Source organism: Arcobacter sp. ISO1, from assembly GCF_058105185.1.
On record NZ_CM176573.1, the window covers coordinates 169,781 to 196,075 of the forward strand.

Annotated in this window: 26 protein-coding genes; 15 read left to right on the forward strand and 11 right to left on the reverse strand. The window is 28.4% G+C overall.

The window, feature by feature from the left end:
* Position 1: 1 nt before the first annotated feature.
* The 8 genes from ribA to trmD form a co-directional block, all read right to left on the reverse strand.
* A complete protein-coding gene (ribA, locus tag AC2TY9_RS00825) occupies positions 2-610 on the reverse strand; it encodes a GTP cyclohydrolase II (protein WP_489778815.1) in 609 nt (202 codons plus the stop codon).
* A complete protein-coding gene (locus AC2TY9_RS00830) occupies positions 607-1,410 on the reverse strand; it encodes a metal ABC transporter permease (RefSeq protein WP_489778816.1) in 804 nt (267 codons plus the stop codon). The genes ribA and AC2TY9_RS00830 overlap by 4 nt, the downstream gene beginning before the upstream one ends.
* Positions 1,404-2,153, reverse strand: a complete 750-nt coding sequence (locus AC2TY9_RS00835; protein ID WP_489778817.1) for a metal ABC transporter ATP-binding protein — start codon at positions 2,151-2,153, stop codon at positions 1,404-1,406. Before AC2TY9_RS00835 ends, AC2TY9_RS00830 begins: the two co-directional genes overlap by 7 nt.
* Positions 2,154-2,300: 147 nt before the next feature.
* Positions 2,301-3,398, reverse strand: a complete 1,098-nt coding sequence (locus AC2TY9_RS00840; RefSeq protein WP_489778818.1) for a tetratricopeptide repeat protein — start codon at positions 3,396-3,398, stop codon at positions 2,301-2,303.
* A 143-nt stretch (positions 3,399-3,541) separates the two neighbouring features.
* A complete protein-coding gene (locus AC2TY9_RS00845; protein ID WP_489778819.1) occupies positions 3,542-4,789 on the reverse strand; it encodes an SPL family radical SAM protein in 1,248 nt (415 codons plus the stop codon).
* The gene (locus AC2TY9_RS00850) at positions 4,786-5,322 is read right to left on the reverse strand and encodes a hypothetical protein (RefSeq protein WP_489778821.1); all 537 of its coding nucleotides are present in this window, start codon (positions 5,320-5,322) and stop codon (positions 4,786-4,788) included. Before AC2TY9_RS00850 ends, AC2TY9_RS00845 begins: the two co-directional genes overlap by 4 nt.
* 40 nt (positions 5,323-5,362) lie before the next feature.
* On the reverse strand, positions 5,363-5,719 hold the full coding sequence (gene rplS, locus AC2TY9_RS00855) for a 50S ribosomal protein L19 (protein ID WP_489778822.1): 357 nt from the start codon (positions 5,717-5,719) through the stop codon (positions 5,363-5,365).
* Between the two features lie 55 nt (positions 5,720-5,774).
* Positions 5,775-6,464: a tRNA (guanosine(37)-N1)-methyltransferase TrmD gene (trmD, locus tag AC2TY9_RS00860; protein WP_489778823.1), complete on the reverse strand. Its 690-nt coding sequence runs from the start codon at positions 6,462-6,464 to the stop codon at positions 5,775-5,777.
* A gap of 99 nt (positions 6,465-6,563) precedes the next feature.
* On the opposite strand from trmD, the gene AC2TY9_RS00865 reads away from it, so the two are divergent.
* The 5 genes from AC2TY9_RS00865 to AC2TY9_RS00885 all read left to right on the forward strand — a co-directional run bounded on the left by AC2TY9_RS00865 (position 6,564) and on the right by AC2TY9_RS00885 (position 12,159).
* Positions 6,564-6,911, forward strand: a complete 348-nt coding sequence (locus AC2TY9_RS00865; RefSeq protein WP_489778825.1) for a hypothetical protein — start codon at positions 6,564-6,566, stop codon at positions 6,909-6,911.
* Between the two features lie 138 nt (positions 6,912-7,049).
* Entirely contained in the window at positions 7,050-9,326 is a 2,277-nt protein-coding gene (gene metE, locus AC2TY9_RS00870) for a 5-methyltetrahydropteroyltriglutamate--homocysteine S-methyltransferase (RefSeq protein WP_489780441.1), read from the forward strand.
* 115 nt (positions 9,327-9,441) lie between these two features.
* The gene (gene ilvA / locus AC2TY9_RS00875) at positions 9,442-10,647 is read left to right on the forward strand and encodes a threonine ammonia-lyase (RefSeq protein ID WP_489778826.1); all 1,206 of its coding nucleotides are present in this window, start codon (positions 9,442-9,444) and stop codon (positions 10,645-10,647) included.
* A 92-nt stretch (positions 10,648-10,739) separates the two neighbouring features.
* Complete coding sequence (locus tag AC2TY9_RS00880) at positions 10,740-11,426, forward strand: F0F1 ATP synthase subunit A (protein ID WP_489778828.1); 687 nt, start codon at positions 10,740-10,742, stop codon at positions 11,424-11,426.
* 166 nt (positions 11,427-11,592) lie between these two features.
* Positions 11,593-12,159, forward strand: coding sequence for a thiamine phosphate synthase (locus tag AC2TY9_RS00885; protein WP_489778830.1), 567 nt, complete (start codon positions 11,593-11,595; stop codon positions 12,157-12,159).
* Here AC2TY9_RS00885 and AC2TY9_RS00890 read toward each other — a convergent pair.
* Positions 12,152-14,893, reverse strand: a complete 2,742-nt coding sequence (locus tag AC2TY9_RS00890; RefSeq protein WP_489778832.1) for a RecB-like helicase — start codon at positions 14,891-14,893, stop codon at positions 12,152-12,154. The genes AC2TY9_RS00885 and AC2TY9_RS00890 overlap by 8 nt on opposite strands.
* Before the next feature lie 133 nt (positions 14,894-15,026).
* Here AC2TY9_RS00890 and AC2TY9_RS00895 point away from each other — a divergent pair, with 133 nt between their 5' ends.
* From AC2TY9_RS00895 to AC2TY9_RS00925, 7 genes are all read left to right on the forward strand, one after another.
* Positions 15,027-16,868, forward strand: a complete 1,842-nt coding sequence (locus AC2TY9_RS00895; protein WP_489778833.1) for a GGDEF domain-containing protein — start codon at positions 15,027-15,029, stop codon at positions 16,866-16,868.
* Between the two features lie 97 nt (positions 16,869-16,965).
* A complete protein-coding gene (argB, locus tag AC2TY9_RS00900; RefSeq protein WP_489778835.1) occupies positions 16,966-17,871 on the forward strand; it encodes an acetylglutamate kinase in 906 nt (301 codons plus the stop codon).
* Complete coding sequence (thrC, locus tag AC2TY9_RS00905) at positions 17,871-19,346, forward strand: threonine synthase (RefSeq protein ID WP_489778836.1); 1,476 nt, start codon at positions 17,871-17,873, stop codon at positions 19,344-19,346. Before argB ends, thrC begins: the two co-directional genes overlap by 1 nt.
* A 147-nt stretch (positions 19,347-19,493) precedes the next feature.
* Entirely contained in the window at positions 19,494-19,994 is a 501-nt protein-coding gene (locus tag AC2TY9_RS00910; protein ID WP_489778838.1) for a Rieske 2Fe-2S domain-containing protein, read from the forward strand.
* Positions 19,995-20,004: 10 nt separating this feature from the next.
* On the forward strand, positions 20,005-21,255 hold the full coding sequence (locus tag AC2TY9_RS00915) for a cytochrome b (protein WP_489778840.1): 1,251 nt from the start codon (positions 20,005-20,007) through the stop codon (positions 21,253-21,255).
* Positions 21,252-22,124: a c-type cytochrome gene (locus tag AC2TY9_RS00920; RefSeq protein ID WP_489778842.1), complete on the forward strand. Its 873-nt coding sequence runs from the start codon at positions 21,252-21,254 to the stop codon at positions 22,122-22,124. The genes AC2TY9_RS00915 and AC2TY9_RS00920 overlap by 4 nt, the downstream gene beginning before the upstream one ends.
* Positions 22,125-22,251: 127 nt before the next feature.
* Positions 22,252-22,647 carry a hypothetical protein gene (locus AC2TY9_RS00925; protein WP_489778844.1) on the forward strand — a complete coding sequence of 132 codons (396 nt, stop codon included), beginning with the start codon at positions 22,252-22,254 and terminating at the stop codon, positions 22,645-22,647.
* A gap of 21 nt (positions 22,648-22,668) precedes the next feature.
* Here AC2TY9_RS00925 and AC2TY9_RS00930 read toward each other — a convergent pair whose 3' ends face one another.
* On the reverse strand, positions 22,669-23,340 hold the full coding sequence (locus AC2TY9_RS00930; protein WP_489778845.1) for a 16S rRNA (uracil(1498)-N(3))-methyltransferase: 672 nt from the start codon (positions 23,338-23,340) through the stop codon (positions 22,669-22,671).
* Position 23,341: 1 nt separating this feature from the next.
* Positions 23,342-23,737, reverse strand: a complete 396-nt coding sequence (locus AC2TY9_RS00935) for a hypothetical protein (protein ID WP_489778847.1) — start codon at positions 23,735-23,737, stop codon at positions 23,342-23,344.
* A gap of 75 nt (positions 23,738-23,812) precedes the next feature.
* Here AC2TY9_RS00935 and AC2TY9_RS00940 point away from each other — a divergent pair, with 75 nt between their 5' ends.
* From AC2TY9_RS00940 to AC2TY9_RS00950, 3 genes are read left to right on the forward strand one after another with little or no spacing between them, the layout of a single operon-like run.
* The gene (locus AC2TY9_RS00940; RefSeq protein WP_489778848.1) at positions 23,813-25,036 is read left to right on the forward strand and encodes a molybdopterin molybdotransferase MoeA; all 1,224 of its coding nucleotides are present in this window, start codon (positions 23,813-23,815) and stop codon (positions 25,034-25,036) included.
* Positions 25,029-25,709 carry a 7-cyano-7-deazaguanine synthase QueC gene (queC, locus tag AC2TY9_RS00945; protein ID WP_489778850.1) on the forward strand — a complete coding sequence of 227 codons (681 nt, stop codon included), beginning with the start codon at positions 25,029-25,031 and terminating at the stop codon, positions 25,707-25,709. The genes AC2TY9_RS00940 and queC overlap by 8 nt, the downstream gene beginning before the upstream one ends.
* A 2-nt stretch (positions 25,710-25,711) precedes the next feature.
* The gene (locus tag AC2TY9_RS00950) at positions 25,712-26,245 is read left to right on the forward strand and encodes a 6-carboxytetrahydropterin synthase (protein ID WP_489778852.1); all 534 of its coding nucleotides are present in this window, start codon (positions 25,712-25,714) and stop codon (positions 26,243-26,245) included.
* Positions 26,246-26,295: the final 50 nt, after the last annotated feature.

The following is a 26,295-nucleotide window of genomic DNA, read 5'->3' on the forward strand; positions in this document are numbered from 1 at the left end:
TTTAAAGTAAATGTCCTAATTGATCTTTTTTTGTTTTTAAATAATTTTCATTGAATTTATTTATTTTTGTAATTGCTGGTATTCTTTCAACAATCTCTATTCCAGTGCTTTCAAAGAAATTGATTTTTTTAGGATTATTTGTAATTAGCTTCATTCTCTTTACACCTAAGTCCTTCAAAATATATTCAACTGCACTATAATCTCTTTCATCTTCTTTAAAGCCTAGTTTTAAATTTGCTTCAACTGTGTCATAGCCTTGATCTTGAAGATTATAAGCATTTATTTTATTTACTAAACCTATATTTCTCCCCTCTTGTCTGTGATAAACAACCAAACCACCCTCTTTTGAAATAAGTTCTAAAGCTAAATCTAGTTGATTACTGCAATCACATTTTAAACTGCCAATTGCATCACCTGTCAAACACTCACTATGAACCCTAACCAAAGGTTCTTCAATACTTTTGAAATCCTTACTCATAATTGCTAGATGCTCTTGGCATCCGTCTTTATAAGCTTTTATATCAAATGTTCCATATCTTGTTGGAAGATTTGCAATATTTGACTCAATTATCTTCTTTGTATTTTTAGTATTGTTTTTTTTCATATTCATTTTTTTATTCCTTTGTAAATAAAAACCATTAATGCACAAATTGAACTAGCCATAATAATTGATGGCCCTGAGCTTAAATCAAATTGATAAGAAATACTTAGTCCAATTATCGTAAACAATATAGAAAGTAATGCAGAAACTATCATCATTGAAATCAAGCTTCTACAAAAAAAGCCTGAGATATAAATAGGAATTGTAAGTAAGGCAATTACTAAGATTAAACCTACAACTTTTATGGAAATAACAATAGTCAAACTTGATAAAATCAAAATAAGTGTATAAAAAAATCTTGTTTTAATACCCCTTAAATTTGCATATTCACTATCATATGATACAGCTAAAATGTCCCTATAAAAAATTGCTACAATTAAAGAAATAGAAAATAAAAGTATTCCCATATAATATATATCTTCATTGTTAACAGCAAGTAATGAGCCAAATAAATAACTCATTAAATCAGTTTGATAACCTGGAGTTAAATCAACTAGTAAAATACCAAAGGACATCCCAACAGCCCAAATAAGACCTATCATAATATCAAGATTTTCTCTATTTTTATAACTTGCTAGGGCAATTATAATTGCAACCAAAATACAGAAAACTGAAGTTGTTAAAAGCATAGGTAAGGAAAAAAACATAGCTAGTCCAATTCCACCATATGCACTATGGGCAATTCCACCTGAAAGGAATACCATTTTATTTACAACAACAAGTGTCCCAATTATCGCAGTGATTGCACTTACAATAATTCCAGCTAATAAAGCATTTTGAATGAATTCATATGATAGTATCTCTAACATCTACATTTTCCTAACATCTCTAAAAGTTCAATTTCACAAACATGAGAATCAATAGATTTAAACTCATCTTTCATTTTGCTCAAGTCATGTTGAGTCATTCTTTTATTTACATAAAAAGCTTTTGAGGCATACTTTAAAATCACAGAAATATCATGACTTACAACAATTATTGGTATCTTTTTATTAAGTTCTTGGAGTGTTAAATAAACTTGTTCACACCCATTTATATCTATATTTGAAGTTGGCTCATCTAAAAGTAAAATTTTAGGATTTGAGAAAAGTGCCCTTGCTATTAAAACTCTTTGTCTTTGTCCACCGGAGAGATTTGAGATTTTATTATTTGCAAAATCTTCCATTGAAACTTTTTTTAAAACCTCTAAAGCTTTTTGCTTTTCATCTTTTTTATAACCAAATATTCTTTTAATAAGACTATTTTGTCCCATCATAACAACTTCTAAAACTGTAATTGGGAATTTTAAATTTACATTTGTATTTTGAGGAACATATCCAATATTTTGTATTTGTTCTAAATGATTTTTTCCAAAAACTTTTATAAAACCATTTTGAAGTTTATTTATTCCTAAAATAAGTTTTAATAAAGTAGATTTACCTCCACCATTTGGTCCAATGATAGTTAAAAAGTCACTTTTTTCAATAGTAAAATTTATATCTTCTAAAACCCTTTGTTTTTCATAAGAAAAATTTAGATTTTTTACTTCAATTATATTTTTTTCCAATTGCATTAAAGACTTATCCTTTATTATAACTATGCAACTTAATTGCAATTTGAAATTTTATCAGATAAATATTAAGTGCAACTTAGTTGCAAATATGAGTTTTTTTGTAGTGTTTTTTTTAAGTTTAATGTAGTTTAGTTTGAAAATCTTAAATTATAAAGATTTTTTCAGTATAAATATTACACCTTCTTGGCCAATTTTATTCTCCTGTCTTAGTATAATTTCCTCTTTTTCATAAAGTGTCAAACCCTTTTTTTTAAATAATGTTTCAATATAATCTATAGTATGAGAAAACCTTCCATTTTTTGCCAACTGATAACTATCTATCTTTACTTGCGATAATTCAATAGTAAAGATAAAGTATCCCTCATCATCAAGGGAATCTTTTATAATAGAAAAGATATTTTCTAAGTCTCCAATATACAAGAAAACATCTGCTGCGATTATTAGGTTAAATTTCTCATTATTATCTAAAAGAAACTTTTCTATATCACCAACATGTAGTGAAGAATAAATTCCTTTTTTTCTCGTTTCTTCAATCATATTTTTAGATATATCAACACCAACTAAATTAGGAAATGATTCAACAATACTCTTTCCTAATAATCCTGTCCCACACCCTAAATCTAAAAATCGTGACTCTTTTGAAAGCTTTAATGATTTTAGTTTTTCTTTTATGATAAATGGTACTTTATATTCTAATGAGTTTACTAGATGATCCTCAAAATAATCAGCATAACGATCAAAAAGGTTTTCTGCATATTCAGAAGAATACTTACTCGTTGTATTTTTATTAAAAGATGCCAATAAATGATTTGCACCAGGATGTTCTGGCAGTTTTTCAAGTGTTAGATGAAGATATTCAATCATTTTATCTTCATTTTTCATTTTTCTATAACATTGTGCCATTGAAAAAAATGCTTCATAAGAATCTGGACAAATTTTTATTACCATTTCTAAATGAAAAAGAGAAAACTCATATTTATTGATTTTTTCATAAATTTTAGACATATTAAAGTGACCTAGATGGCATTTATTGTTCAATTTAATTGCTTTTTTTAAATAAAGAAGTGCCTTATTATAATCTTTAATTTCTTTATAACAATTACCTAGTTCAAGATAAACTTCAAAATTAATCTCATCTTCTTTTAATATTTCTTCATATAATTCTATTGCTTTGATTATTGATCCAGTTTTTTGAAGAATCATGGCTTTTACCAAAACTTCTTTAATATCAAATTGTGTTTTCATCTATACAGCTCCTAAGGACTGAGCTGCAGGAAATATTAGTTAAGTGTTAAGTCAAAAAAGATAAAAATAAGCTCTTATAAAGTATATCATTTAAGTACAAGGCTATGAAATAATTTTGTATAGATAATAAACTTTTCAATAACTTAAGAATTTTGATTTATCTTATTCATATAACTCATCTTCATAAAATCTTCCATTTGATTATTGCTTGAATATTCGTACCCAAAGCAATCTTTCCATAAACTTTGATCTTCCATACATAGATAAAAATAAACATCTTTATGCCAAGGTTTAAAAGTATTGTATGCATGCTTAAACATTTCTCGCTTTATTTCTAATGGATATGATTGTTTTCCATTTGCATCAGTTAATGGCATTTGAAGAATTTTTGATTTGAAGTTTCTACTTCTAATTTTATTTATAACAGGTTTGATAAAAGTTAAAGTTCCCATAGAAACCAAAGCAACTTTTTTTGAATCAAAGGTATCAATTAGTCTTTTATAAACATCTTCATACTCAGCTAAGTAGTTTTCATAATGAACAATTGGATGAAAGTGAAAGCCAACTAAAACACCTTTTTGGCTTACTTTTTTTGCAGCTTCTATTCTTTGATCTAAAGATGCTGCTAAATGCTCTTCATTTTCAATTATTGTTGGTGTATTTAAAGACCAAGTACAAATTATATTTTTTGGTACTTCATTTTCTAAAAAGTATTTTATATTATTTGATTTTGTTTTAAACTCTAAAATTATATTTGGCCATTTTTTAGCAAAATCAAAAAGTGCTTCTAAAATCCCCTCTTTATTGCCCCACATCAAAGAATCTGAACTTTGCCCAGTTCCTATATGATAAGTCTCATTGGGGTCTAAGACAATATTTTCAAGATTTTTTTTAAAGTTTTTATCAAAGCCTATTTTATCTTCATTATAAAAACTTTGAATAGAACAATATGAACAATCAAAACCGCAAGATTGAACAGCATCTAAAGTTAGTAAATTACAACATCTAGTACCAGGACTTGCAACAGGGCATGAACCAAAACCAGTTTTTTCACCTTCGAACTTAGTAAATGAAAACTTTCTTACATCATCTTTATACAACTCTTTTGAAAACTTTGAGTATGAATTTGCTTTATTTCTTAATTCCTGCCATTTGTTTCTAATATCATTAAAAGCTGTTTTTCTATTAGGATATTCATCTTTAAAAAACTTCGATATATCTTTTTCATGCCACATTCTAAAATCAATTGCAAAATCAATTAATTGTTTTAATTCCTGAAAAGAAAATTCATATAAAAAAGCTTTCTCTTCTACAATTTGTTTTTCTTCTTTTGAAAGTTTGTCAAAATTTGTTCTTAATATCGAAGATTCAAATTTTTCTTTATACGTCATAGAAACAATTTCCATTTCTCTTTATTTTTTTCAATCAATTCTATCACAAAGGATTTTTTAGGAATTGTTGTATCTAAATAATCAGAAACAACTTTAAAACTATAAACTTCTTTTGTGTGCTCTTTTGATTTTTCTAAAAAGTATTTAGCTTCCATATCCACAAGAACACTTTGCAAATCTTCATCACTTTCAAGTGGTTTATCAACAGTGGTAATAGGAGCAAAATTAATATTTGGTAAAAGTCTATTTATACAAAAGAAAGTTCCAATTTTAATAGAGGAATCACTACATCCAGCAATGCCTATATTTATTGCTTTTTGTATATCATAATTTTGGTATATAAAATCTAGTGATTTAAGTGTGTTCTCTTTCCCTATTCCAGATACTATTAATATATATTTTTCATCTTTATCAACAAAAAGTTTATTACCATTTGGCAAATTTTCAGCTGCAGTATTTTGTTTTAATTCTAGGTAATTGATTAATGCTTGTGCTTCAGGAAGTAGCGCAGTGTGTATAAATGTCTTAGACATGAGAGTAAAACTAAGACTTACGTCTTAGTTTTTATTAGAATTATTTTCTAAGCTCTTTAATTTTAGCTTTTTTACCAGTAAGACCTCTTAGGTAATGTAATTTAGCTCTTCTTACTTTACCTCTTCTTACTACGTCAAAAGATTTTAATGACTCAGAATATAATGGGAAAATTCTTTCAACACCAACTGAGTTTGCACCAATTTTTCTAACAGTGAAAGTAGCATCAATTCCATTTCCACTTCTAGCAATTACTACACCTTCGTAAGTCTGAACTCTTTTTTTCTCACCTTCTTTAATTTCAACACCAAGTTTTACTGTATCCCCTGCTCTAAACTGAGGAATCTCTTTTTCTGCAATTTGCGCTGCTTCAAAGCTCGCAATGTATCTATTTTTCATTATATTTCCCTTTGGTGAAAGTGCCCGCATTTGCAAGTTGCGGGATATCACACTTCTATTTTGTTTTTTTGTTCGTAACTAAACCTGGTCTAAAATATTTTGTCTTGCAAATAGCCAGATTATTTTTTAGGTCGGCAATTTTACTATGATTTCCCTTTAAGAATTCTTTAATTACACTTAAATTTTCAAATTTTTCAGGCTTTGTAAAAGATGGCGCTTCTAAAAGATTGTTTTCATAACTTTCCATAGTCAAAGAATCAGCATTTCCAAGAACACCTTCAACATTTCTAGAAATCGCATCTGCCATAACTAAAGATGGCAATTCACCCCCTGTTAAGATAAATTCACCAATTGAAAAAACCTCATTGGCATATTTTTCTATAACTCTTTCATCTATTCCTTCATATCTTCCACTAACAAAAACAATATTTTGTTTTTTTGCAAGTCTTTTAGCATCATTTTGCCTAAAAGGTTTTGCTGCAGCTAGAGGAAAGATAATATAAGCATCAGGGTTTTTCTTTTTAACTTCATCTAAACAATCAAAAAGTGGTTGGGGTGTCATAAGCATTCCTGCACCTCCACCTACCATTTGAGCATCTACTTTTAGATGTTTATTTTTAGTAAAATCCCGTGGATTATAAAATTCATAACTTATAAAATTTGCTTCAACAGCTCTTTTTAAAATTGAGTCATAAAAATATGGTTCAATTAAATTTGAAAAAAGTGTTACAAATGTAAATTTCAAAATTAGCCTTATGTTTTTGCGATTTTATCTAACTTTAAATTAAGTTTAGATTTTTCTGGTATAATTGCTCCTCTTAAAAAATTTTATGAAAGGATTGTTGTGAAGTCACCAAAAGGTTTTGGAAAAAAATATTTTACATTTGCTAGTATTTTAGCTCATAGTGTACAAGTAAAACTAGAATCTCAAGTAACTATTGCGAAAAAGACTTTACAATATAGATTATCTAAAGAAATAGATGAATTAGATGAAGATCCCCCGGAACTTCTTCTTTGCACTACATCTATTGTTACAAATAAATCTTGCCATTGTGATTGTCTGTTTAGATTAAAAACAAAGCTAACAGTCTCACTTTTCAAATTTATCCCTAGATGTCCATATTATACTACTTGTTTCGCATTTAGACGAACGGGAGTACACCCACCAACTTTTTATCCTAAACAAATATAACTGTATTTATTTCACAATAGGAATAACTCGTTATTCCCTTTAGATTTGCTTCTTTTAAGAATTTTTTATAAATTCTGTTAAAAAGAGGACAAAGAACTCAGGTCCCTAAAAGTTGGGACAATATTAAGGATAAAAATAATTATGAAAAACTATGTAATTGGTTTTCCAAGAATTGGAGAACAAAGAGAACTAAAAAAAGTATTAGAAAGTTTTTGGGCAAAAAAAATCCCATTTGAAGAAGTAGAAAACGTTGCGAGTGAACTTAAAAAAAGACATTGGAATTATCAAAAAGAAGCTGGAATTGAATTTATAAGTTCAAATGATTTTTCCTTATATGACAATATTTTAGATACTTGTATTATGCTAAATGCTATTCCTAAAAGATTTAAAAATCTAAAAGATGAAGAGCTTTATTTTTCTATGGCAAGGGGAAATGATAAAAATGTAGCTATGGAGATGACTAAATGGTTTAATACAAATTATCATTATATAGTTCCTGAATTAAGTTTAGACGATGAATATAAGTTAAATGCTAAAAAAATAATTGAAGAATACAAAGAAGCCAAAGAGCTAGGAATAAAAACAAAAATAAATATCATAGGTCCTCTAAGTTTTCTAGGACTTTCAAAAAGAGTTGATAATGGTGATGTTTTTGAATTATATCCAAAAGTTTTAGCAATATACAAAGAATTAATTGAACAAATTTCAAAATTAGATGGTGAAATTTTTATACAAATAGATGAACCTATTTTTGTAAAAGATTGTGACTCAAAACTATTAAGTTTAATAAAACCAACATATGACTGCTTAGCAAATGTTGCACAAAATATTAAAATCATTGTTACAACATATTTTGAGCACTCAAATGAAGCTACAAAAATTTTAGTAAATACTCCTATTTGGGCTTTAGGTTTAGACTTTTTATATGGAAAAGAAAACATTAAATCTTTAGATGTAATTGCAAATAGTGAAAAAAAACTAATTGCTGGAGTTGTAGATGGAAGAAATATTTGGGTAAATGATATTCAAAAAACTCTTCTTTTAATATCAGAGTTAAATAAAAAAATAAAACAAGAAAATATTATTGTGTCAACTTCTTGTTCCCTTTTACATACACCTTTTACACTAAAATATGAAGAAAAACTTGATGAAGAGATTAAATCTTGGTTGAGTTATGCTTGCGAAAAACTCCAAGAGTTAAGAGTAATATCAAAGATTTTTTCTAAAGGGCTTACCTCATTAAGAAATGGGGATTTAAAACACTATGAAGAAAATATCAATGCCAATCATAGTAGAAGAAGTTCATTAAGAATAAATGATAAAAATGTACAAAAAAGAATTAAAGAGTTTAAAAATATTTCAAGACAAGGGGCGTTCGAAGAAAGAATAAAAGTTCAAAAAGAACTATTAAAATATGAGGATTTAGCCACAACAACAATTGGTTCATTCCCTCAAACTCCTGAGATTAGGAATTCAAGACGTGACTTTAAAAAAGGCAATATTTCAAAAGAGCAGTATGAGAAAGATATGAAAACATATATAGATTATTGTATTGCTTTCCAAGAAGAGTGTGGTCTTGAAGTTTTAGTTCATGGTGAACCTGAGAGAAATGATATGGTCGAATACTTTGGTGAACAATTAAATGGTTTTGCTTTTTCTCAAAATGGATGGGTGCAATCTTATGGTAGTAGATGTGTAAAACCACCATTTATATATGGAGATGTAAGTAGACCAAAACCTATGACAGTTGATTGGATTACTTATGCACAAAATCAAACTTCTAAAATCATGAAAGGGATGTTAACAGGACCAGTTACCATTTTAAATTGGTCATTTGTTAGAGATGATATCCAAAGAAGTGATGTCTCAAAACAAATTGCAGTTGCTCTTAGTGATGAAATTGATGACCTACAAAAAGAAGGAATCAAAATTATTCAAGTTGATGAAGCTGCTTTTAAAGAGGGTTATCCTTTAAGGGCTAATAAAATAAAAGATTATGAATCATGGGCAGTTAGAGATTTTAAAATATCTGTTAGTACAGCCTATGAAAGAACGCAAATTCATACACATATGTGTTATAGCCAGTTCAATGATATTATAAAAACTATTGAAAACATGGATGCAGATGTTATATCAATTGAAACTGCTAGAAGTGGGAATGAACTTCTTAAAATATTCAAAGAAGTGGGATATAAACAAGAAGTGGGACCTGGTGTTTATGATATTCACTCTCCAAGGGTTCCAAGTGTAGAAGAGATGAAAACTCAAATAAATCTTTTATTAGAGGTTTTACCCAAAGAACAGTTATGGATAAATCCAGATTGTGGACTAAAAACAAGAAAATGGCCAGAAACTAAACAAAGTTTAATAAATATGGTTGAGGCAGTAAAACAGATTAGAAAGGAGCATGGATAGGGAGTCTTCCCTATCTAAAAGTAGTTTGTATTTAAAATTGTTAAAAAAAACTATTCAAAGAAATGCAAACTATTTTTAGATACTATTCCAAACAATTTAGATGAAAAGAAAAAATATGATTACTTTAAATGATGTAAAAGAAGCAAAAAAGAATTTAGAAAATGTAGCTAATAATACTCCAATTACAAAAGCTCCAATACTAAGTGAAACTTTTAGAAGTGAAATCTATTTAAAAAAAGATAATTTACAACTAACAGGAAGTTTCAAATTAAGAGGTGCTTTTAATAGAATTGCAAAACTAAGCGAAGAGAAAAAAAATAAAGGTGTGGTTGCTGCAAGTGCGGGAAACCATGCACAAGGTTTAGCATTTGCTGCAAAATATTTCGGTATTGAAGCAACTATTTTTATGCCTGAAGCTACACCTTTAACTAAAGTAAGTGGTGTAAAATCTTATGGGGCAAACGTTGTTTTAGTAGGTGAAAACTTTGATGAGGCTAAAGAAGCTGCCTTTAAATTTAAAGAAGAGAACTCTTGTGAATTTATTCACCCATTTGCTGATGATGATGTTATAGCAGGACAAGGAACAATTGCCTTAGAAGTTTTAGAAGAGATAAAAGATTTAAAACAAATCATTGTTCCAATTGGTGGAGGTGGTTTAATCTCAGGTATTGCAATTGCAGCAAAATCAATAAACCCAGATATAAAAATTATTGGTGTAGTTGCAAGTGGAGCTGCTGCTATGAAAGAATCTTATCGTTCACAAACACCAATTGATTCAAGTTCAGTTAGAACTATTGCTGATGGAATTGCTGTAAGAGATGTAACACCAAAACTTCTAGATATAATTATTGATTATGTTGATGATATTGTTGAAGTAAGTGACAATGAAATTGCAAATGCTATTTTATTTCTACTTGAAAAACATAAACTTGTTGTAGAGGGTGCTGGTGCAGTTGCAACAGCTGCAATTATGCATGAGAAGATTGAACTTGAAGACTCAAAAGTTTGTGCAATAGTAAGTGGTGGAAATATTGATGTAACTATGCTTGCACAAATTATAGAAAAAGGATTAGTTAAGTCAAACAGAAAAATGAACTTAATTATCAGACTAATTGATAAACCTGGTTCATTAACTAGATTAACAGAAATTTTTAAAGAATGTTCAACAAATATTGTTCAAATAGATTATGATAGAGACTCAATAAAACTAGAATTTGGGGAGGCTCAAATTACAATTGCTTTAGAAACAAAAGGTGAGGAACACCAAAAATTAATACGTGAAAAATTGAAACAAAATGGATATAGATTTAAACAAATATAAAAAGATTTTTTGCATTTATTAAAAATTTAGTAAACAAAATATATAATGTGCGGTATATTTTAGTCAAAGAAAAGATTTAAAAAAGGAAGACAATGGAAGGAAGACTGTTTACATTCTTGGGAATTATTAGCCATGACCAAGTATGGATTATCTTATCACACTTTGTTATAGTGGTAGGTATTGTTATGTTATTAGCTAGAGCTGCAACTAGAAAGATGCAACTAGTACCAACTGGTTCACAAAATGCAATGGAAACATTTATTGGTGGAATCGTTTCTATGGGTGCAGATACAATGGGAGAAGAAAATGCAAGAAGATATTTACCATTAATTGGTTCATTAGCTTTAGTAATTTTCTTTAGTAATATGCTTGGTATTATCCCAGGTTTTGAATCTCCTACAGCAAATATCAACTTCACATTAAGTTTAGCACTTATTGTTTTTGTTTACTATAACTATGTTGGTATCAAAATGAACGGTTTTGTAAATTACTTTAAACATTTTGCTGGACCTATGCCTATATTAGCTCCATTAATGTTCCCAATTGAAATTATTTCTCACTTATCAAGAATCATTTCTTTATCATTCAGACTTTTTGGTTCAATTAGAGGGGATGATATGTTTACTATGGTTTTATTAATGTTAGTTCCATGGATCGTACCTATGGCAGGTTTCTTTATGCTTGCTGCATTTGGATTCTTACAAGCATTTATTTTTGCAATTTTAACTTATGTATATATTGCTGGTTCAGTTATGATGGCTGAAGAGGATCATCACTAAAGAGATTAAATGTCTCTTTTGATGAGACGAATGATCATCACTAAAGAGACTATAAGAACTTTTAAGACTAAAGGGAAAGAATTTTATTCTTTCCCTTTTTTTATGCCTAAATTTTAATATAATCTATTATAAAATCATTGAAATATAATATTAGGAAAAAAGATAAATGAACAATGACTTGATTAGTTATTTAATAACTGATCCAAAATACTACTCAAATAAAAAAGATAAATTTGAGGAAAAACTCCAAGAGGTATTAAACTCAAAAAAAGTTGATATTGCTTGTTTTAGAGATAATGAATCTTCAAACTTTGAAGAGTTAGCAAAAAGTTTTATAAATGTTTGTAAAAGAAACAATATTGAAAAAATATTAATAAATTCTGACTTTGATTTAGCATCTAAACTAGGTGCAAATGGAGTTCATCTTAAATCAACACAATTTGATAAAATTAAAGAAGCCAAAAAATTAGACTTATATATTATAATATCTTGCCATAACTACAAAGATATAGAAGAGGCTTTAAAATATCATGTGAATGCTATCACATATTCTCCTATTTTTGAAACACCAAATAAAGGTGAACCAAAGGGATTAACAAAACTAAGAGAAACAGTGCAAGTATTTGAAGACCTTGATATTATAGCTTTGGGTGGTATTATATCCAATAAGCAAGTTGAACAAATAAAAAAAACTGATGCCTTTGGTTTTGCATCAATTAGATATTTTATTTAAGTTCTACAAGTTTTGCTTCATCTTCATTTAAATAGATTATAAAGGCATATACCTCATCACTATTTTTAATTTTGCTAATTGCTTTTTTATAGTGATTTACTTGAAATTTATGTTCTTCTAATTGCTCTTTAGTAGTTTTATAATCAAAGATATAATACTTTTCATCTTTGATTGCAAGAAGGTCAATAATTTTCAATTCTCCATTATATAAAAGTGATTGTTCTTTATTAAAACTTGCATTTTCAACTAGAGTTTTAAAGGTTTTATCTTCAATCAATTTTTTTACTCTTTTTTTAATATTTTCAAAATCATTATTGTGTAAATAACTAGAAAATCTATTTTTAACTAAAGATATAGAGTAATCTAAAGAACTTTCATTAAATTGATTCATCATCTCAAGACAATAGTGAGTAGCAATTCCAAAATACCTTGAATACAAAGAGTATTCTTTTTCATTTTCTTTTGATAGAGGTTTTTCTTGTGTTCCTAAATTAAGTGGTTTATAAATAACCTTATTCGCTTTTTCATAGTTGATACTATTTTCATCACTTTTGATTATCTCACCAATTACACATTTATTTAATGACAATAAATCAAATACAGATTTTTTCTGCTTTTTAAAAATTATCATATTTTTTCTAGCCCTTGTCATGGCAACATATAAAATATTTAACTCATCATCTTTACCTAAAGCTTTTTCTTTCTCTTGTGCTTTCTTATACTCATCATTGAAGCTTTCAATATTTGCAATTTTATAATAGATATTTTTTAAATGAACATCATCATATTCAAATAACAAAGAGTTTCTATCTGCATTTTTTTGTTTAATTCTATCAAGGAGTAAAACAGTATGAAACTCTAATCCCTTTGATTTAAAAATAGTTAAAATCTGAAGACCAATTTGTTCAGAATTTTCAATTGATGTTTCCATTTTATCTATCTCATAAATAAAATCAACTATATTTTTAAACTTACTACACTCTTCAATCAACTTAATAACATTATCATCGGTTAGTTTTAATAAATTTGCTGTTTGTAAAATAATCTCTTGAACACTTTGATTTTTTATATCTACATCTAAATCAAACCTTGTATTTGGCTCATTTCCTATAATTGCATTAAGATTTTCTTTATACAAATTCTCTTCAAAATAAAAATATTTAATAGCATTTATTACAGCTTTTACATTTTCTTGATTTATCAATTTTGAGGTCATTTCAGTTGATATTTTTAAACTTGGAAACATCTTTTTTAAATAAGAATATATATTTAATACATCTTCATTTGTATAGGTTAATATTGCAATATCATTACTATTAACTCCACTTTGCATCAACTGTGATATTTTTTTTGCAATATTTTCAAACTCTTGTTCTTTTTTCTCTTTATTTGCCAAAAATTCATCTTCAAAAACTTCTACATAACCACCTTTATGAATTGCATTTTGGTCATAATATTCATAATTTGCTAAGTTTGAAAAGGAATTATTTACATAATTTACTACATTTTCACAAGACCTGAAGTTTGTATTTAATATCTCAACATCAACTAAAGAGTTTGTTTTTAGTACATAATCAAAAAGTTCCCTTTTACCACCTCTAAATCTGTAAATTGATTGTTTGGTGTCTCCAACATAAAAAAAAGTTTTAAAGCTATTATCTCCTGATAAAATCTCTTTAATTAATGGTTCTAAAATATTATATTGAAGTAAAGAAGTATCTTGAAACTCATCAATTAATATATGTGAGAACTTTGAATCTAATCTAAAATATAAAAATTCTTTATCTATTTTTGTACTTAGTAACTCATACACTAAATTTGAAATATCATTAAAGTGTAAATAGTTTTTTGCCCTATTATATTTTGTTTTATACTCTTTAAATAAATTAAATAGATGGAATAATCTACTTAAAGAGAATCCTGATCTAATTTTATAATAAATTTCAATCTCATTTCTCAAATTAGAAAATATAGATTCAAGATGTTCATTTGAACATTTTTTAAAATAGCTATATTCACTTGCACTATTTTTTGTAATCCAATATTTTGCAATAAACTCATCGAAATTTTCAAAATCAACAGCTTTTATTGCACTATTTGAAGCATTTGGACAATTTAAAATATGTTCTTTTACTTGAAAAGCAAATTTCATACACTGTTCTTTTTGGACATTTATTAAACTAGCATCAATATTTAAAGGTTTAAAAGCCTCATTTTTTTCAAATAATTCATTAAAAACATCAAATAAAGAGGAATATTTCTTTTTCTCATAAAGTTGAAAATCAATTAATTTATCAAAATCATCTAAAGAAAGTGATTCTAAAAACTTAGCACTTAAGTTTTCAATATCATCCTCTTTTATCTCAAAATCATCACTTATTCCTAAATATCCACAAAACTCTCTTAAGATTTTATTCACAAATTTATCAATTGTGAAAATTGATAAAGAGGCATTAGTAAAATCATCAAGGATTTTTTCTTTTTTTTCTAGGATTTTTTCTTTGCTAAAACCGGAGTTTTTTATTATCTGTTCTAAATAAGCTTCATCTTCTCCCAAATTTTGCAAGGTTTTGAAGATTCTTTCACTCATTTCATTTGCAGCTTTATTTGTAAACGTAAGGGTTAGTATCTCTTTTGGTTTTGCACCTTTTAGAAGTAAGGTTATATATCTAACAGTTAAGGCAAATGTTTTACCACTTCCTGCACTAGCTTTTAATGCCAAAAATTTTTTCATTTGTGATTGTACAATAATTTTTATTAAGTAAATAATGCTTTTTTCTCTTAATTTATTTTTATATATTAAATTAAATAATTTTTTTAAGAATAGAAGTGTTACAATTTTACTTATATTTTTTATAAGGGACAATATGAATTCAAAAAGAAAAATATCTCTGTCTTTACTACTAGTGATGTCTGCAATGTTTATTATTCTTATACTTAATATCCTTATTAATTTTAGAGATTATGGAATACAAAGTGTTGAGAATAAAGCAAAAGCTATTGCCCAAACTGTAAAACACAGTTTAACTTCTCATATGGTTAATGGTGTTATTGATAATAGAGGTTTGTTTTTAGAGCAAATTGAAAAATTAGAGAATATTGATAATATCTGGTTATCAAGAGCTCCTGCTGTTATTGAACAATTTGGAAAAGGTTACAATAATGAAGTTGCAAGAGATAAAGTAGATGAAGTAGTTCTAAAAACTGGTAAAGAAAAAGCAGTTGTTGAAGAAAGGATTTTTGGGAAAAGTACTTATAGAATAACTATTCCATATATAGGAACCTCAGATGGAAGTATAGATTGTTTATCTTGTCATACAACTGCAAAAACAGGTGATACTTTAGGAGCAATTACAATATCAATGTCTGTTGATGATTTAAAAGAAGTAGGTATAACAACCCTTACAAATACAACTATCATTGCACTTGTTTTGATTATTTTTATTTTAATTTTTGTAAATAAATTAATTTCACCTTTCTTAACACTTTTTGAATCAATTAATAGAGTTATGAAAAAAGCTCAAATTGGTGATTACTCAGATAGAATTGGTACAACAAATGGAAAAGAAAGTGATGAAGTGGCAAGTTGGATTGATGGTTTATTAGAGAAACTTCAAACTACACTAGAAGACATTGAACATAAAATAAATGTATTCTTAGTTCATCAAAAAAGAAAAAGAATTGATCCTTTAATAGATGTAAAAACAACAGTAAATAGACTTGCAGACATTTATAGATTTAGAAAAACAATTGAGCATGATGAAAATATAAATGATGTTTATGAAAGATTAGCTTATATCTTAAGAGAGAAATTTAAATTAACAGATTTTAATTTTATTGAAGCAGATACAACCCATAAAAATACAAATGTAATTTATGTTGAAAAAGAGATTCATTGCAATGCACAAGATGGCTGTAGAGCAGATAGAACAAATACAATAGTTGATTCTTGTCAATTTCATAAAATGTGTGATAAATTTAATTATGAAACAAAAAAATCTCATATTTGTATTCCATATTCTATCTCTAATGATTTAGACTTTATTGTTTCAATTGTAAGTAATACAGAAGAGGAACACCAAAGAGTTAGGGATTTCTTACCTTCTGTTCAAGATTATATTGATACTGCAAAACCAGAAATTGTTAGTAAAAAGCTTATGTATAAACTTGAACTAACAGCAAGAACAGATCCTTTAACTGGTCTTTATAATAGAAAATATCTGGAAGAATCTTTAAAAACTATCATTTCCCAAGCAAAAAGAGCAAATGTAAGTTATGGAATTTTAATGGCAGATATTGATTTCTTTAAAATGATTAATGATACATATGGACATGATGTGGGAGATGAAGCAATTAAGATTGTTTCTCAAACACTTATAGAAAACACTAGAGAATCTGATATAGTAATTAGATTTGGAGGTGAAGAGTTTATTGTACTACTTCATAATTGTGATGAAAAGTATGTTTTTGAAATTGCAGAAAAAATAAGAATTGCATTTTCTAAAAAAGAGATACCTGTTGCTAATACTTCTTTTAATAAAACAATTAGTATTGGAGCTTCACTTTTCCCTACTCATACAAACAATTTCTGGCAATGTCTTAAATTTGCTGATATGGCTTTATATAATGCAAAAGAAAATGGAAGGAACAAATCTGTTGTATTTACAAAAGAACTTTTAAAAGGAAAAGAATTAACAGATGAGTATTAGGAGTTGAAATCAACTCCTAAACTATTTAGCAAATAAGCTAATTTTGAGTATAATGCCAAATTTAAATAAAATTGAATACTCAAAAGGTTATAAGCCTATGCAAAAAAAACAACACAAAGTTCTAACTCTACTTGATGCTATTCCACATATCAAGAAATTTTATGGAAAAACAATTGTAATTAAATATGGTGGTTCTGCACAAACCAGTCCAGAATTAAAAGAAAAATTTGCAGAAGATATTGTCCTTCTTTCACTTGTAGGTATTAAACCTATAATCGTTCATGGTGGTGGAGCAAGAATTTCTGAACTGCTAGAAAAACTTGAGATTAAATCTGAATTTAATGATGGTCACAGAGTTACAAGTGAAGATACAATGAGAGTTGTTGAGATGGTACTTTCTGGTGAAATAAATAAAAATATCACATCACTTTTAAATCACCATGGTGCAAAAGCTATTGGTATTTCAGGAAAAGATTCTGCAATAATAAAAGCTACACCAAAAGAGAATGGAAAGTTTGGATATACAGGGGTTATAACAGAAATTAATGGAGCTATAATTAATAAACTTGTTGAAGAGGGGTTTATTCCGGTAATTGCACCAATTGGCGATAGTGCCGAACCTAATCATCCAGGTTTTAACATCAATGCTGATGTTGCTGCATCTAAAGTAGCCCAAGCAGTTAAGGCGCAAAAAGTTTTATTTTTAACTGATACAATTGGAGTTTTAGATAAAGAAGGTAAATTATTAAACTCATTAGATAAAGAAGATATAGAAAATTATAAAAAAGATGGCACAATTGCTGGGGGCATGATTCCAAAAGTTGATTCATGTATTGATGCAATTTACAATGGTGTAAATAAAGCACACATTATTGATGGAAGAGTTGAACACTCTATCTTACTTGAATTATTTACAAGTGATGGTGTTGGTACACAATTTTTAAGAAAAGACAATCCAAATAATGGTATTGATTTAGAGAAACTATTAAGTGAGGAAAACTAATGTTTATTGAGACAAGAGGTAATGATGGGATTAAACCAGAAGAAGTAACTTTTAGTGAGGCAATTTTAAGTCCTAGTGCTTCATTTGGGGGATTATATGTTCCAAAAAGTTTACCAAAACTAGAAGAAAACTTTATTCAAAATCATATTAACTGTACTTATAAAGAATTAGCATATGATATTTTAAAATATTTTAAAATAGATATTGAAGAAGAAGAAATCAATAAAGCATTATCACTTTACGATAATTTTGATGATCCTTTAAATCCATGTCCTGTTGTTAAAGTAAAAGATGATTTATTTGTTCATGAACAATACCATGGTCCAACAAGGGCATTTAAAGATATGGCTTTGCAACCATTTGGTTCAATTTTAAGCTCGATTGCAAAAGCTAGAAATGAGAAATACCTTATTTTAGCAGCAACATCAGGTGATACAGGACCAGCTGCCCTTAATACATTTAAAAATAAAGATAATATTCAAGTAGCTTGTCTTTACCCAGATGGAGGAACATCTGATGTTCAAAGACTTCAAATGGTTTGTGAAGATGGAGACAATCTTAAAGTATTAGGAATCCACGGAAACTTTGATGATGCACAAACAGCACTTAAGAACTTACTTGCATCTAAAACTTTTAAAGAAGAGTTAGAAAATGATGGTATAAAACTATCTGCTGCAAATTCTGTAAACTTTGGTAGAATTATTTTCCAAATCATCTATCACTTTTGGTCATACATACAGCTTCTTAAGCAAGAAGAGATTAGCTTTGGTGAAAAAATTTATTTAGTTGTTCCTTCTGGAAACTTTGGAAATGTACTTGGTGGTTTTTATGCTCAAGAGATGGGAGTTCCAATTGAAAAACTTTTGGTTGCTTCAAATGAAAATAATATCCTAACTGAGTGGATTAACACAGGAATTTATGATATTAGAGACAAAGAATTAAAGCTAACTAAATCTCCAGCAATGGATATTTTAAAATCTTCAAATATAGAAAGAGTTATCTATTCTTTATACGGAGCACAAAGAACAAAAGAGTTTTTTGATGATTTAAATGAGAAGAAAATTTTCAAAATGACACAAGAGGAAACAAAAGTGTTACAAAATTACTTCCATGCAGTAAACTCTGATGATTCTTATGGAGCACAAAAAATCAAAGAGTTTTTAAAAGAAGATTATCTTATGGATCCACATACAGCAACTTGTCTAAAAGCTTATGAGACTTTAAAAGAAAAACCACTAAAAACAGTTATTTATTCAACAGCTGAGTGGACAAAATTTTCACCAACAGTTTTACAAGCTTTACATGAAGATAGAAAAACACACCCTGATAAAGAAGCTTTAGATATTATCTCTAAAGAATATAATGCAGTTCAACCTGAATCTATAAAAAAATTATTTACTGCAAAAATAAATCATAATACTGTGATTTCTAAAGAAAAAATAGAAGAAGAAATTATCAAATTTATTAAAGACTAAAAAGTCTTTAATAAGTTTTACTTATAATAATATTGTGTAATTTAAGCACAAATCTGTCACAAACTCGTCATGATTGACCAAAATCAAACTTTTTTAAGTAAATTCTAAATATAATGTAAAGATTTAATTTTAAAATAAGGAAGCTAAATGTCTAACGAAACTAATAGACGAGATTTTCTAGGTTATACATTTGCAGCTGTTGCGGCAGTTGGTGGGGCGGCTTCACTTGTAGGTATGAAACAAGTGTGGGATCCGTTACCAAGTGTATTAGCTGGTGGTTTTACAACTATTGAATTAAGTACATTAAAAGCTGGTAAACCAGAAACATTTACTTGGAGAGGGAAACCAATTTTTGTTCTTAAGAAAACAGCTGAAATGGAAGATAACAAAAGAGATCTAGTTATTGGAGATGATAAATTTACTGTAGCAATTGGTCTATGTACACACCTTGGATGTATTCCAGCATGGAAGAAAACTCAATGGAAATGTGCATGTCACGGTGGAGAATTTAATGCTAGTGGTGAACAAACTTTTGGACCACCACCAAGACCACTTGATTTACCTCCATTTAGTGTTAAAGGAACTTCTATCGTACTTGGTGAAGAAGGTCCTGAATATAAAAAAATCGCTACAGCGATGATGGCATAAGGAGTTGTAGATGGCAAAATTTGAAAAAGCAAACTCTGTTGGGGAATGGTTAGACCAAAGACTTAACACTACAACTTTAAATAAAGTTTTAATGACTGAATACTGGATTCCAAAAGATATTAACTTCTTATGGGCAATGGGTGTTCTTTTAGCAACAACATTTGGTATTTTAGTAATCTCAGGATTATTCTTAATGATGTACTACAAACCAGATGTAAACTTAGCATTTGATTCAGTTAACTACACAATTATGCAAGAGGTTGCATTTGGTTGGTTATTTAGACATATGCATGGTGTTGCAGCTTCGGTTGTATTCTTAATTATATATATCCACATGTTTACAGGTATCTACTATGGTTCTTATAAACAAGGAAGAGAGATGATTTGGATTTCAGGTATGTTATTATTTATGACATTCTCTGCTGCTGGATTCTCTGGGTATATGTTACCATGGGGACAAATGTCTTACTGGGCTGCAATGGTTATTACAAACCTTTTCGGTGGTGTTCCAGTTATTGGTGATGCATTAGTTGTATGGATTAGAGGTGACTTTAACGTTGCTGATGCTACATTGACTAGATTCTTCATGTTACACGTATTCCTTTTACCTATAGTTATTATGGGTATTATTGTATTACATTTCTATACATTAAGAATTCCTCACGTAAATAATCAAACTTCTGAAGATATTGATTTTGATGAAGAAGCTGAAAAATATTTATCAGGAAATAAAAAAGAGTCAAAAGTTATTCCTTTCTGGCCAGTATTTATCTCAAAAGATTTAGCTGTACTTGGTATTTTCTTAATTTTCTATTTCTACTTAGTATTTTTCCATTATAACTTTGCAATGGATCCAGTTAACTTTGATCCTGCTGATAACATGGTTACTCCTGCTCATATTTATCCAGAATGGTATTTCTTATGGTCATATGAAGTGTTAAGAGGATTCTTCTTTGATGTTGGTCCTATTAAAGCATTTGATATTGGTCTTGCAGCATTTGGTTTTGCAAATGTTATTTTCTTAATCTTACCATGGTTAGATAGAGATTCAAAAATTTTACCAGCTCATAAAAGACCTAAATTCTTTATTTGGTTCTGGTTATTAATGGCTGACTTAATTATATTAACAGTTTGGGGTAAATTGCCTCCAACAGGTGTAAATGCATATATAGGTTTCGTTGCTGCAATGGTATTTATTATACTATTCCTAGCATTACCAATTGTTACGAAACTAGATGCTAAAAAAAGGGGTGACGCATGAGAGAATTAAAAATTTTAGCAGTTGTTGCTGCTTTAACACTTATTACTTATTGGGGAGTTGAGCCATTTGCACACTCTCAAATGCACCCACATGTTGATGCTCCAGATTACAAATTTAAAGATGTAGATGGGTTAAATGGAATGACTGGAAATGCAGAAAATGGAGCTACTTTAGTTCAATCAAACTGTACAGCTTGTCACTCGATTGAAAAAGCTGGTTTTCCTCAACTGATGGATGATGCTAGCTCTGCAGCAGCATATGGAGTTGTTCCACCAGATTTAAGTACTGCTGGTAAACTTTATAATGCTGATTATTTAGCAGCATTTATTAAAAATCCTGCAAAAGCATCAAAAGTTGAGCATAAATTCCAAGATGGAAGAGTTCACCCAATGCCAGGTTATGGTTGGATGCAACCACAAGAGATTGCTGATATGGTAGCATACTTTCAATCTATTGCACCAAAAGAGATGACTAATAAAGAAGTATTTACTGATGCTTGTCAAAGATGTCATGGAATTAAATATGGTGATATGTTAAATGGCACTATGGCTGCATTTACGCCTACTGCAAATATCAAATCTTATATGGGAAAAATTCCACCAGATTTATCTCAATATATTAGATCAAGAGGTCAACAATATTTACATGAATTTGTAAATGACCCTCAAAAACATTTAGAGGGAACTGCAATGCCTAGAGTTGGGTTAACACAAGAAGCTGAAACTCAAGTTATTGCATATATGGAAGAAGTTGGGGATTCTAAAAAAGCTGAAAGAGAAGCTTTAGGACCTAAGTTCTTAATCTACCTAGTTATTTTTGCTATCTTTGCATTTTTATGGAAAGCTAGTAAGTGGAGAGAAGTACACTAAGAATGACCATTCACTAGTGTTACTTTTATGCAAAAAGGGATGGCTTTGTCATCCCTTTTTTTATTATTTTAATATTATTAATACTATAATATTAGATATTCATTATTCAATAAGGGGGAGTAATAGTATGAAACTATTAAATATATTAACGGCGACAGTTCTTACATTGTCAGTTGCGTCTGCAGAGGATGTAATGAAAAAATCAATGTCTGTAATGACAGAGGGTATGAGTCAGATTCAACAAGGTTTTTTAAATAACAATATTGAACTAATCAAAAGTGGAGCAAAACTTGTAAAAGAAGGGAACACTATGTTCTCAGATAAAAAAATAATTTCTGCTTATTTACCAAAAGAGAAAAAACATATGGTAAATGTTGCTGAAAATGCAGCAAAAAGAATTGATCTTGATGTAAGTGTTTTAGAATTAAATTTAGAAGATAAAGCGTATATCAATGCAGCAAATGCATATTCTGATATCTTAAATGCCTGTGCAAGATGTCACTCAATTGTAAGGTCTTGGTAATTTAAGAAGAGTTAACTCTTCTTAAATTAAAATCTTTGAAGCTAAGGAAATAGCTGCTGTTTCACTTCTTAATATTAAACTAGAATCAAATCCAACAACTTTTTTATTATCGAAAAGTTTTCTTTCATCAGAAGAAAAACCACCTTCACACCCAAGAACAATTGTTTTAATATCATCTTTTTTTGATTCTATAGAACTACTTGAAAAATCCAAAAGATAACAGTTTTCATTTGTTTCAATAAACTTTTGAATACTATCACAAACTTCTAACTCAATTATTGAACTTCTTCCACATTGAGAAGAAGAATTAATAAGTATTTTTTCTAATTTTTCTAAATTTAGTTTAAAGTTTTTTTGTGAATATTCACAATATACAAAGGTAATTTTTTCAAGACCAATTTCATTTAGTGAAGCAATTGATTTTTCCACTGTCTTTGGATCAACCACACACCATACTAAATGTAGTTTATGTTTATTTTCAACAACTTTTTCTTCACTTGAAACTAGTTTAGCTATTGCATTTCGTCTAGTTATTTCTACTAATGTGTAAAAATAAATTTTTGTATCTTTTAAACTTCTAAAAGCAATCTTGTCATTTTCTTTATGACGTCTTGCTTTTATTAAATATTTATATAAGTCATTTTCAATCTCTAAAATTTCTTGGCCACTATTTTCATGATATGAAAATTGCATACTAAAAAACTTTACTTATAATATAAACAGCAATTAAAACCATTATTTCAATGGTATATATTTTTTTTGCATATACAATAAACTCTTCTTGAAGTTTAGTATCATCACTTTTTATAACTCTCATTTTTTTATATCTTTTAATCTCAATCACAAGTAGAAAAATAGATGTAGGAATCATTAGTCCTATCGTAAAAGAAAAAGTAGTTGCATAAAAGGCAATAATTGCACCTGTATACATAACTACTGCATTTGAAAAATGGTATAAAGGAGTCATAAATTTTAGTCTTTTTGCTAATTTAATAAAATCCTTTGCACTAACAACTGAATAAAAATTTAAAATCATAATTATTAAAAATATATAAATAGCAATCACATGTGTTTGTATTGCCCCGCTCATCAATTCCATATGTTAATCTCACTTTTAAAAAATTTCGCTATTATATCCTAGTTGTCATAAAAAAAGGATAGGCATATGGCTATAGATGTAAGCGAAGCATTAAATAAAATCACAAATATAAATACAACTCTAAAATTTGAAATTATTCCCATAGAAGATGCACATGGAAGAATAAGTGCTCAAGATATAATTGCTAAAATATCTTTACCAAGATTTAATAATTCTGCAATGGATGGATATGGAATAATTTATGAAAACAAAGATGAAGAATTAAGTATTGTAGATACTATTTTTGCAGGTGATGATAATGATACCTTACTAAAAAATTCTCAAGCTGTTAAGATAATGACAGGAGCTAGGATTCCCAAAAACTGTACAGCTATTATTCCAAAAGAGAATTGTCAATACCTAGACAATGACAAAATTAAAGTACCAAATACAATAAAAAAGTTTCAACATATAAGATTTATTGGTGAAGATATTAATGAAAATGAGCTTTTAATTAATATTGGAGATGAAATAAACTTTTCAAAGGTAACCTTGCTATCTAGTCAAGGAGTTTCCCATATAAAAGTTTATAAAAAACCAAAAATTGTAATCTTTTCAAGTGGCGAAGAATTAAAACTTCATTATGAGAAAGCAGAAGATTACCAAATATACAATTCAAATACCCCTACTTTTATGAGTAGATGTAAAGAACTTGGATGCCAAGTTGATTTTACAGGTCAAGCAAGAGATTCAATTGAATCAATTAAAGAATTAGTTACAAACTCACTAGATGCTAATTTGATAATCACTTCAGGTGGTGTTTCTGTGGGAGATGCAGATTTTACAAAGGATGCTTTTAAAGAGTTTGACTGTCAAAATATTTTTGATGGAATAAAAATAAAACCTGGAAAACCTACAGTTTTAGGGAAGATAAAAGATACATATATTTTAAACCTTCCAGGAAATCCACTAGCGAGTGCTTTAATTTTTGAATTTTTTGGGAAAATCTTAATTCAAAAATTAATAGGTTCAAATAAGATACATCATAACTTTATAAATGCAAAAATGGGCGAGGACTTTCATAACAAAAAAGGAAGAATAACTATTGTCCCAGGATATTTTGATGGTGAATATTTCATTAGTGAGCAAAAAAGAAGCCCTGGAATGGTTTCAACTCTAAGTAGAAGTAATTGTTTAATTGTCTTAGATGAAAATGTTTCAAATATTAAAAAAGATTCATTAGTAAAAATTTTACCAATAAATTGGAACTTCTTTGAAAAAAATAGTAAGGATTTTTTAACATATGAGTAACAAATTAACTAAAAGAGCAGTTTGTATTTTAAGTGGAGGAATGGATTCTACACTTAGCTCTTATATAGCTAAGAATGAAGGTTATGAGATTATTGCCGTTCATTTTAATTATGGACAAAGAACAGAAAAAAGGGAATTAAAAGCCTTTAGAGATATCTGTGAAGATTTACAAATAAAAGAAAAATATGAAATTGATATCCCATTCTTCACTCAAATTGGAGCAAGTGCCTTAACCGATGCTTCAATAGATGTCCCAACTGGGGGTGTTGAACCTGGTGTTCCAATTACATATGTACCATTTAGAAATGGTATATTTTTATCAATTGCAACGGCAATTGCAGAAAAAGAAGAAGCACAAGTGCTATTTATTGGTGTTGTTGAAGAGGATAGTTCTGGATATCCAGATTGTACTGATTCATTTATTTCTAAAATGACTAGTGCAATAAATGAAGGGACTAAAGAAACAACAAAAATAGAAATAAAAACTCCCCTTGTTAAACTTATGAAAAAAGATATTGTTAAAAAGGCAATTGAGTTAGATGTACCATTAAAACACACATGGTCATGTTATAAAGAGGAAGATGAAGCATGTGGAGTTTGTGACTCATGCAGATTAAGACTTAATGGTTTTAAAGAAGCAAATATAACTGACCCAATTCCTTATAAGGCCTAATTTTGACTTGGAAAATTTCTAAATCATTTGACTTTTGTTATGGTCATAGAGTTTGGTCGCAAGAATTGAACCCTGAGTTTTCATTGGACCCTTGTTTAAAGTGTAGACACCTTCATGGACATCAAGGAAAAATTGTAATTTACCTTGAATCATCTCAATTACAAAATGGTATGGTTACAGATTTTAAACATCTAAATTGGTTTAAAGCCTTTTTAGATGATACCTTAGATCATAAATTCATACTTGATTTAAATGACCCACTATTTGAAACTCTTCTACCCCATTATAAAAAAGATGAATTAATTAAGTTTGATGAGGGTTATTATATTCCTGATTTAACAAAAATAAAAGATGAACCAAAACACATAATAGAGATGTATGAGGGGTATATATTAGTTAACTTTGTACCAACTAGTGAAAACTTATCTGCTTGGTTTTTAAAAATTGCACAGAAAAAAATGTCTGAAATAGGTATTAAAGTAGCAAGTGTAGAATTTGCAGAAACACCAAAAAGTAAAAGTCATGTATTTGCATAAGGTTAAAAATAACATCTTAGATTGAACTCTCAACTCTTGTGCTATAATTA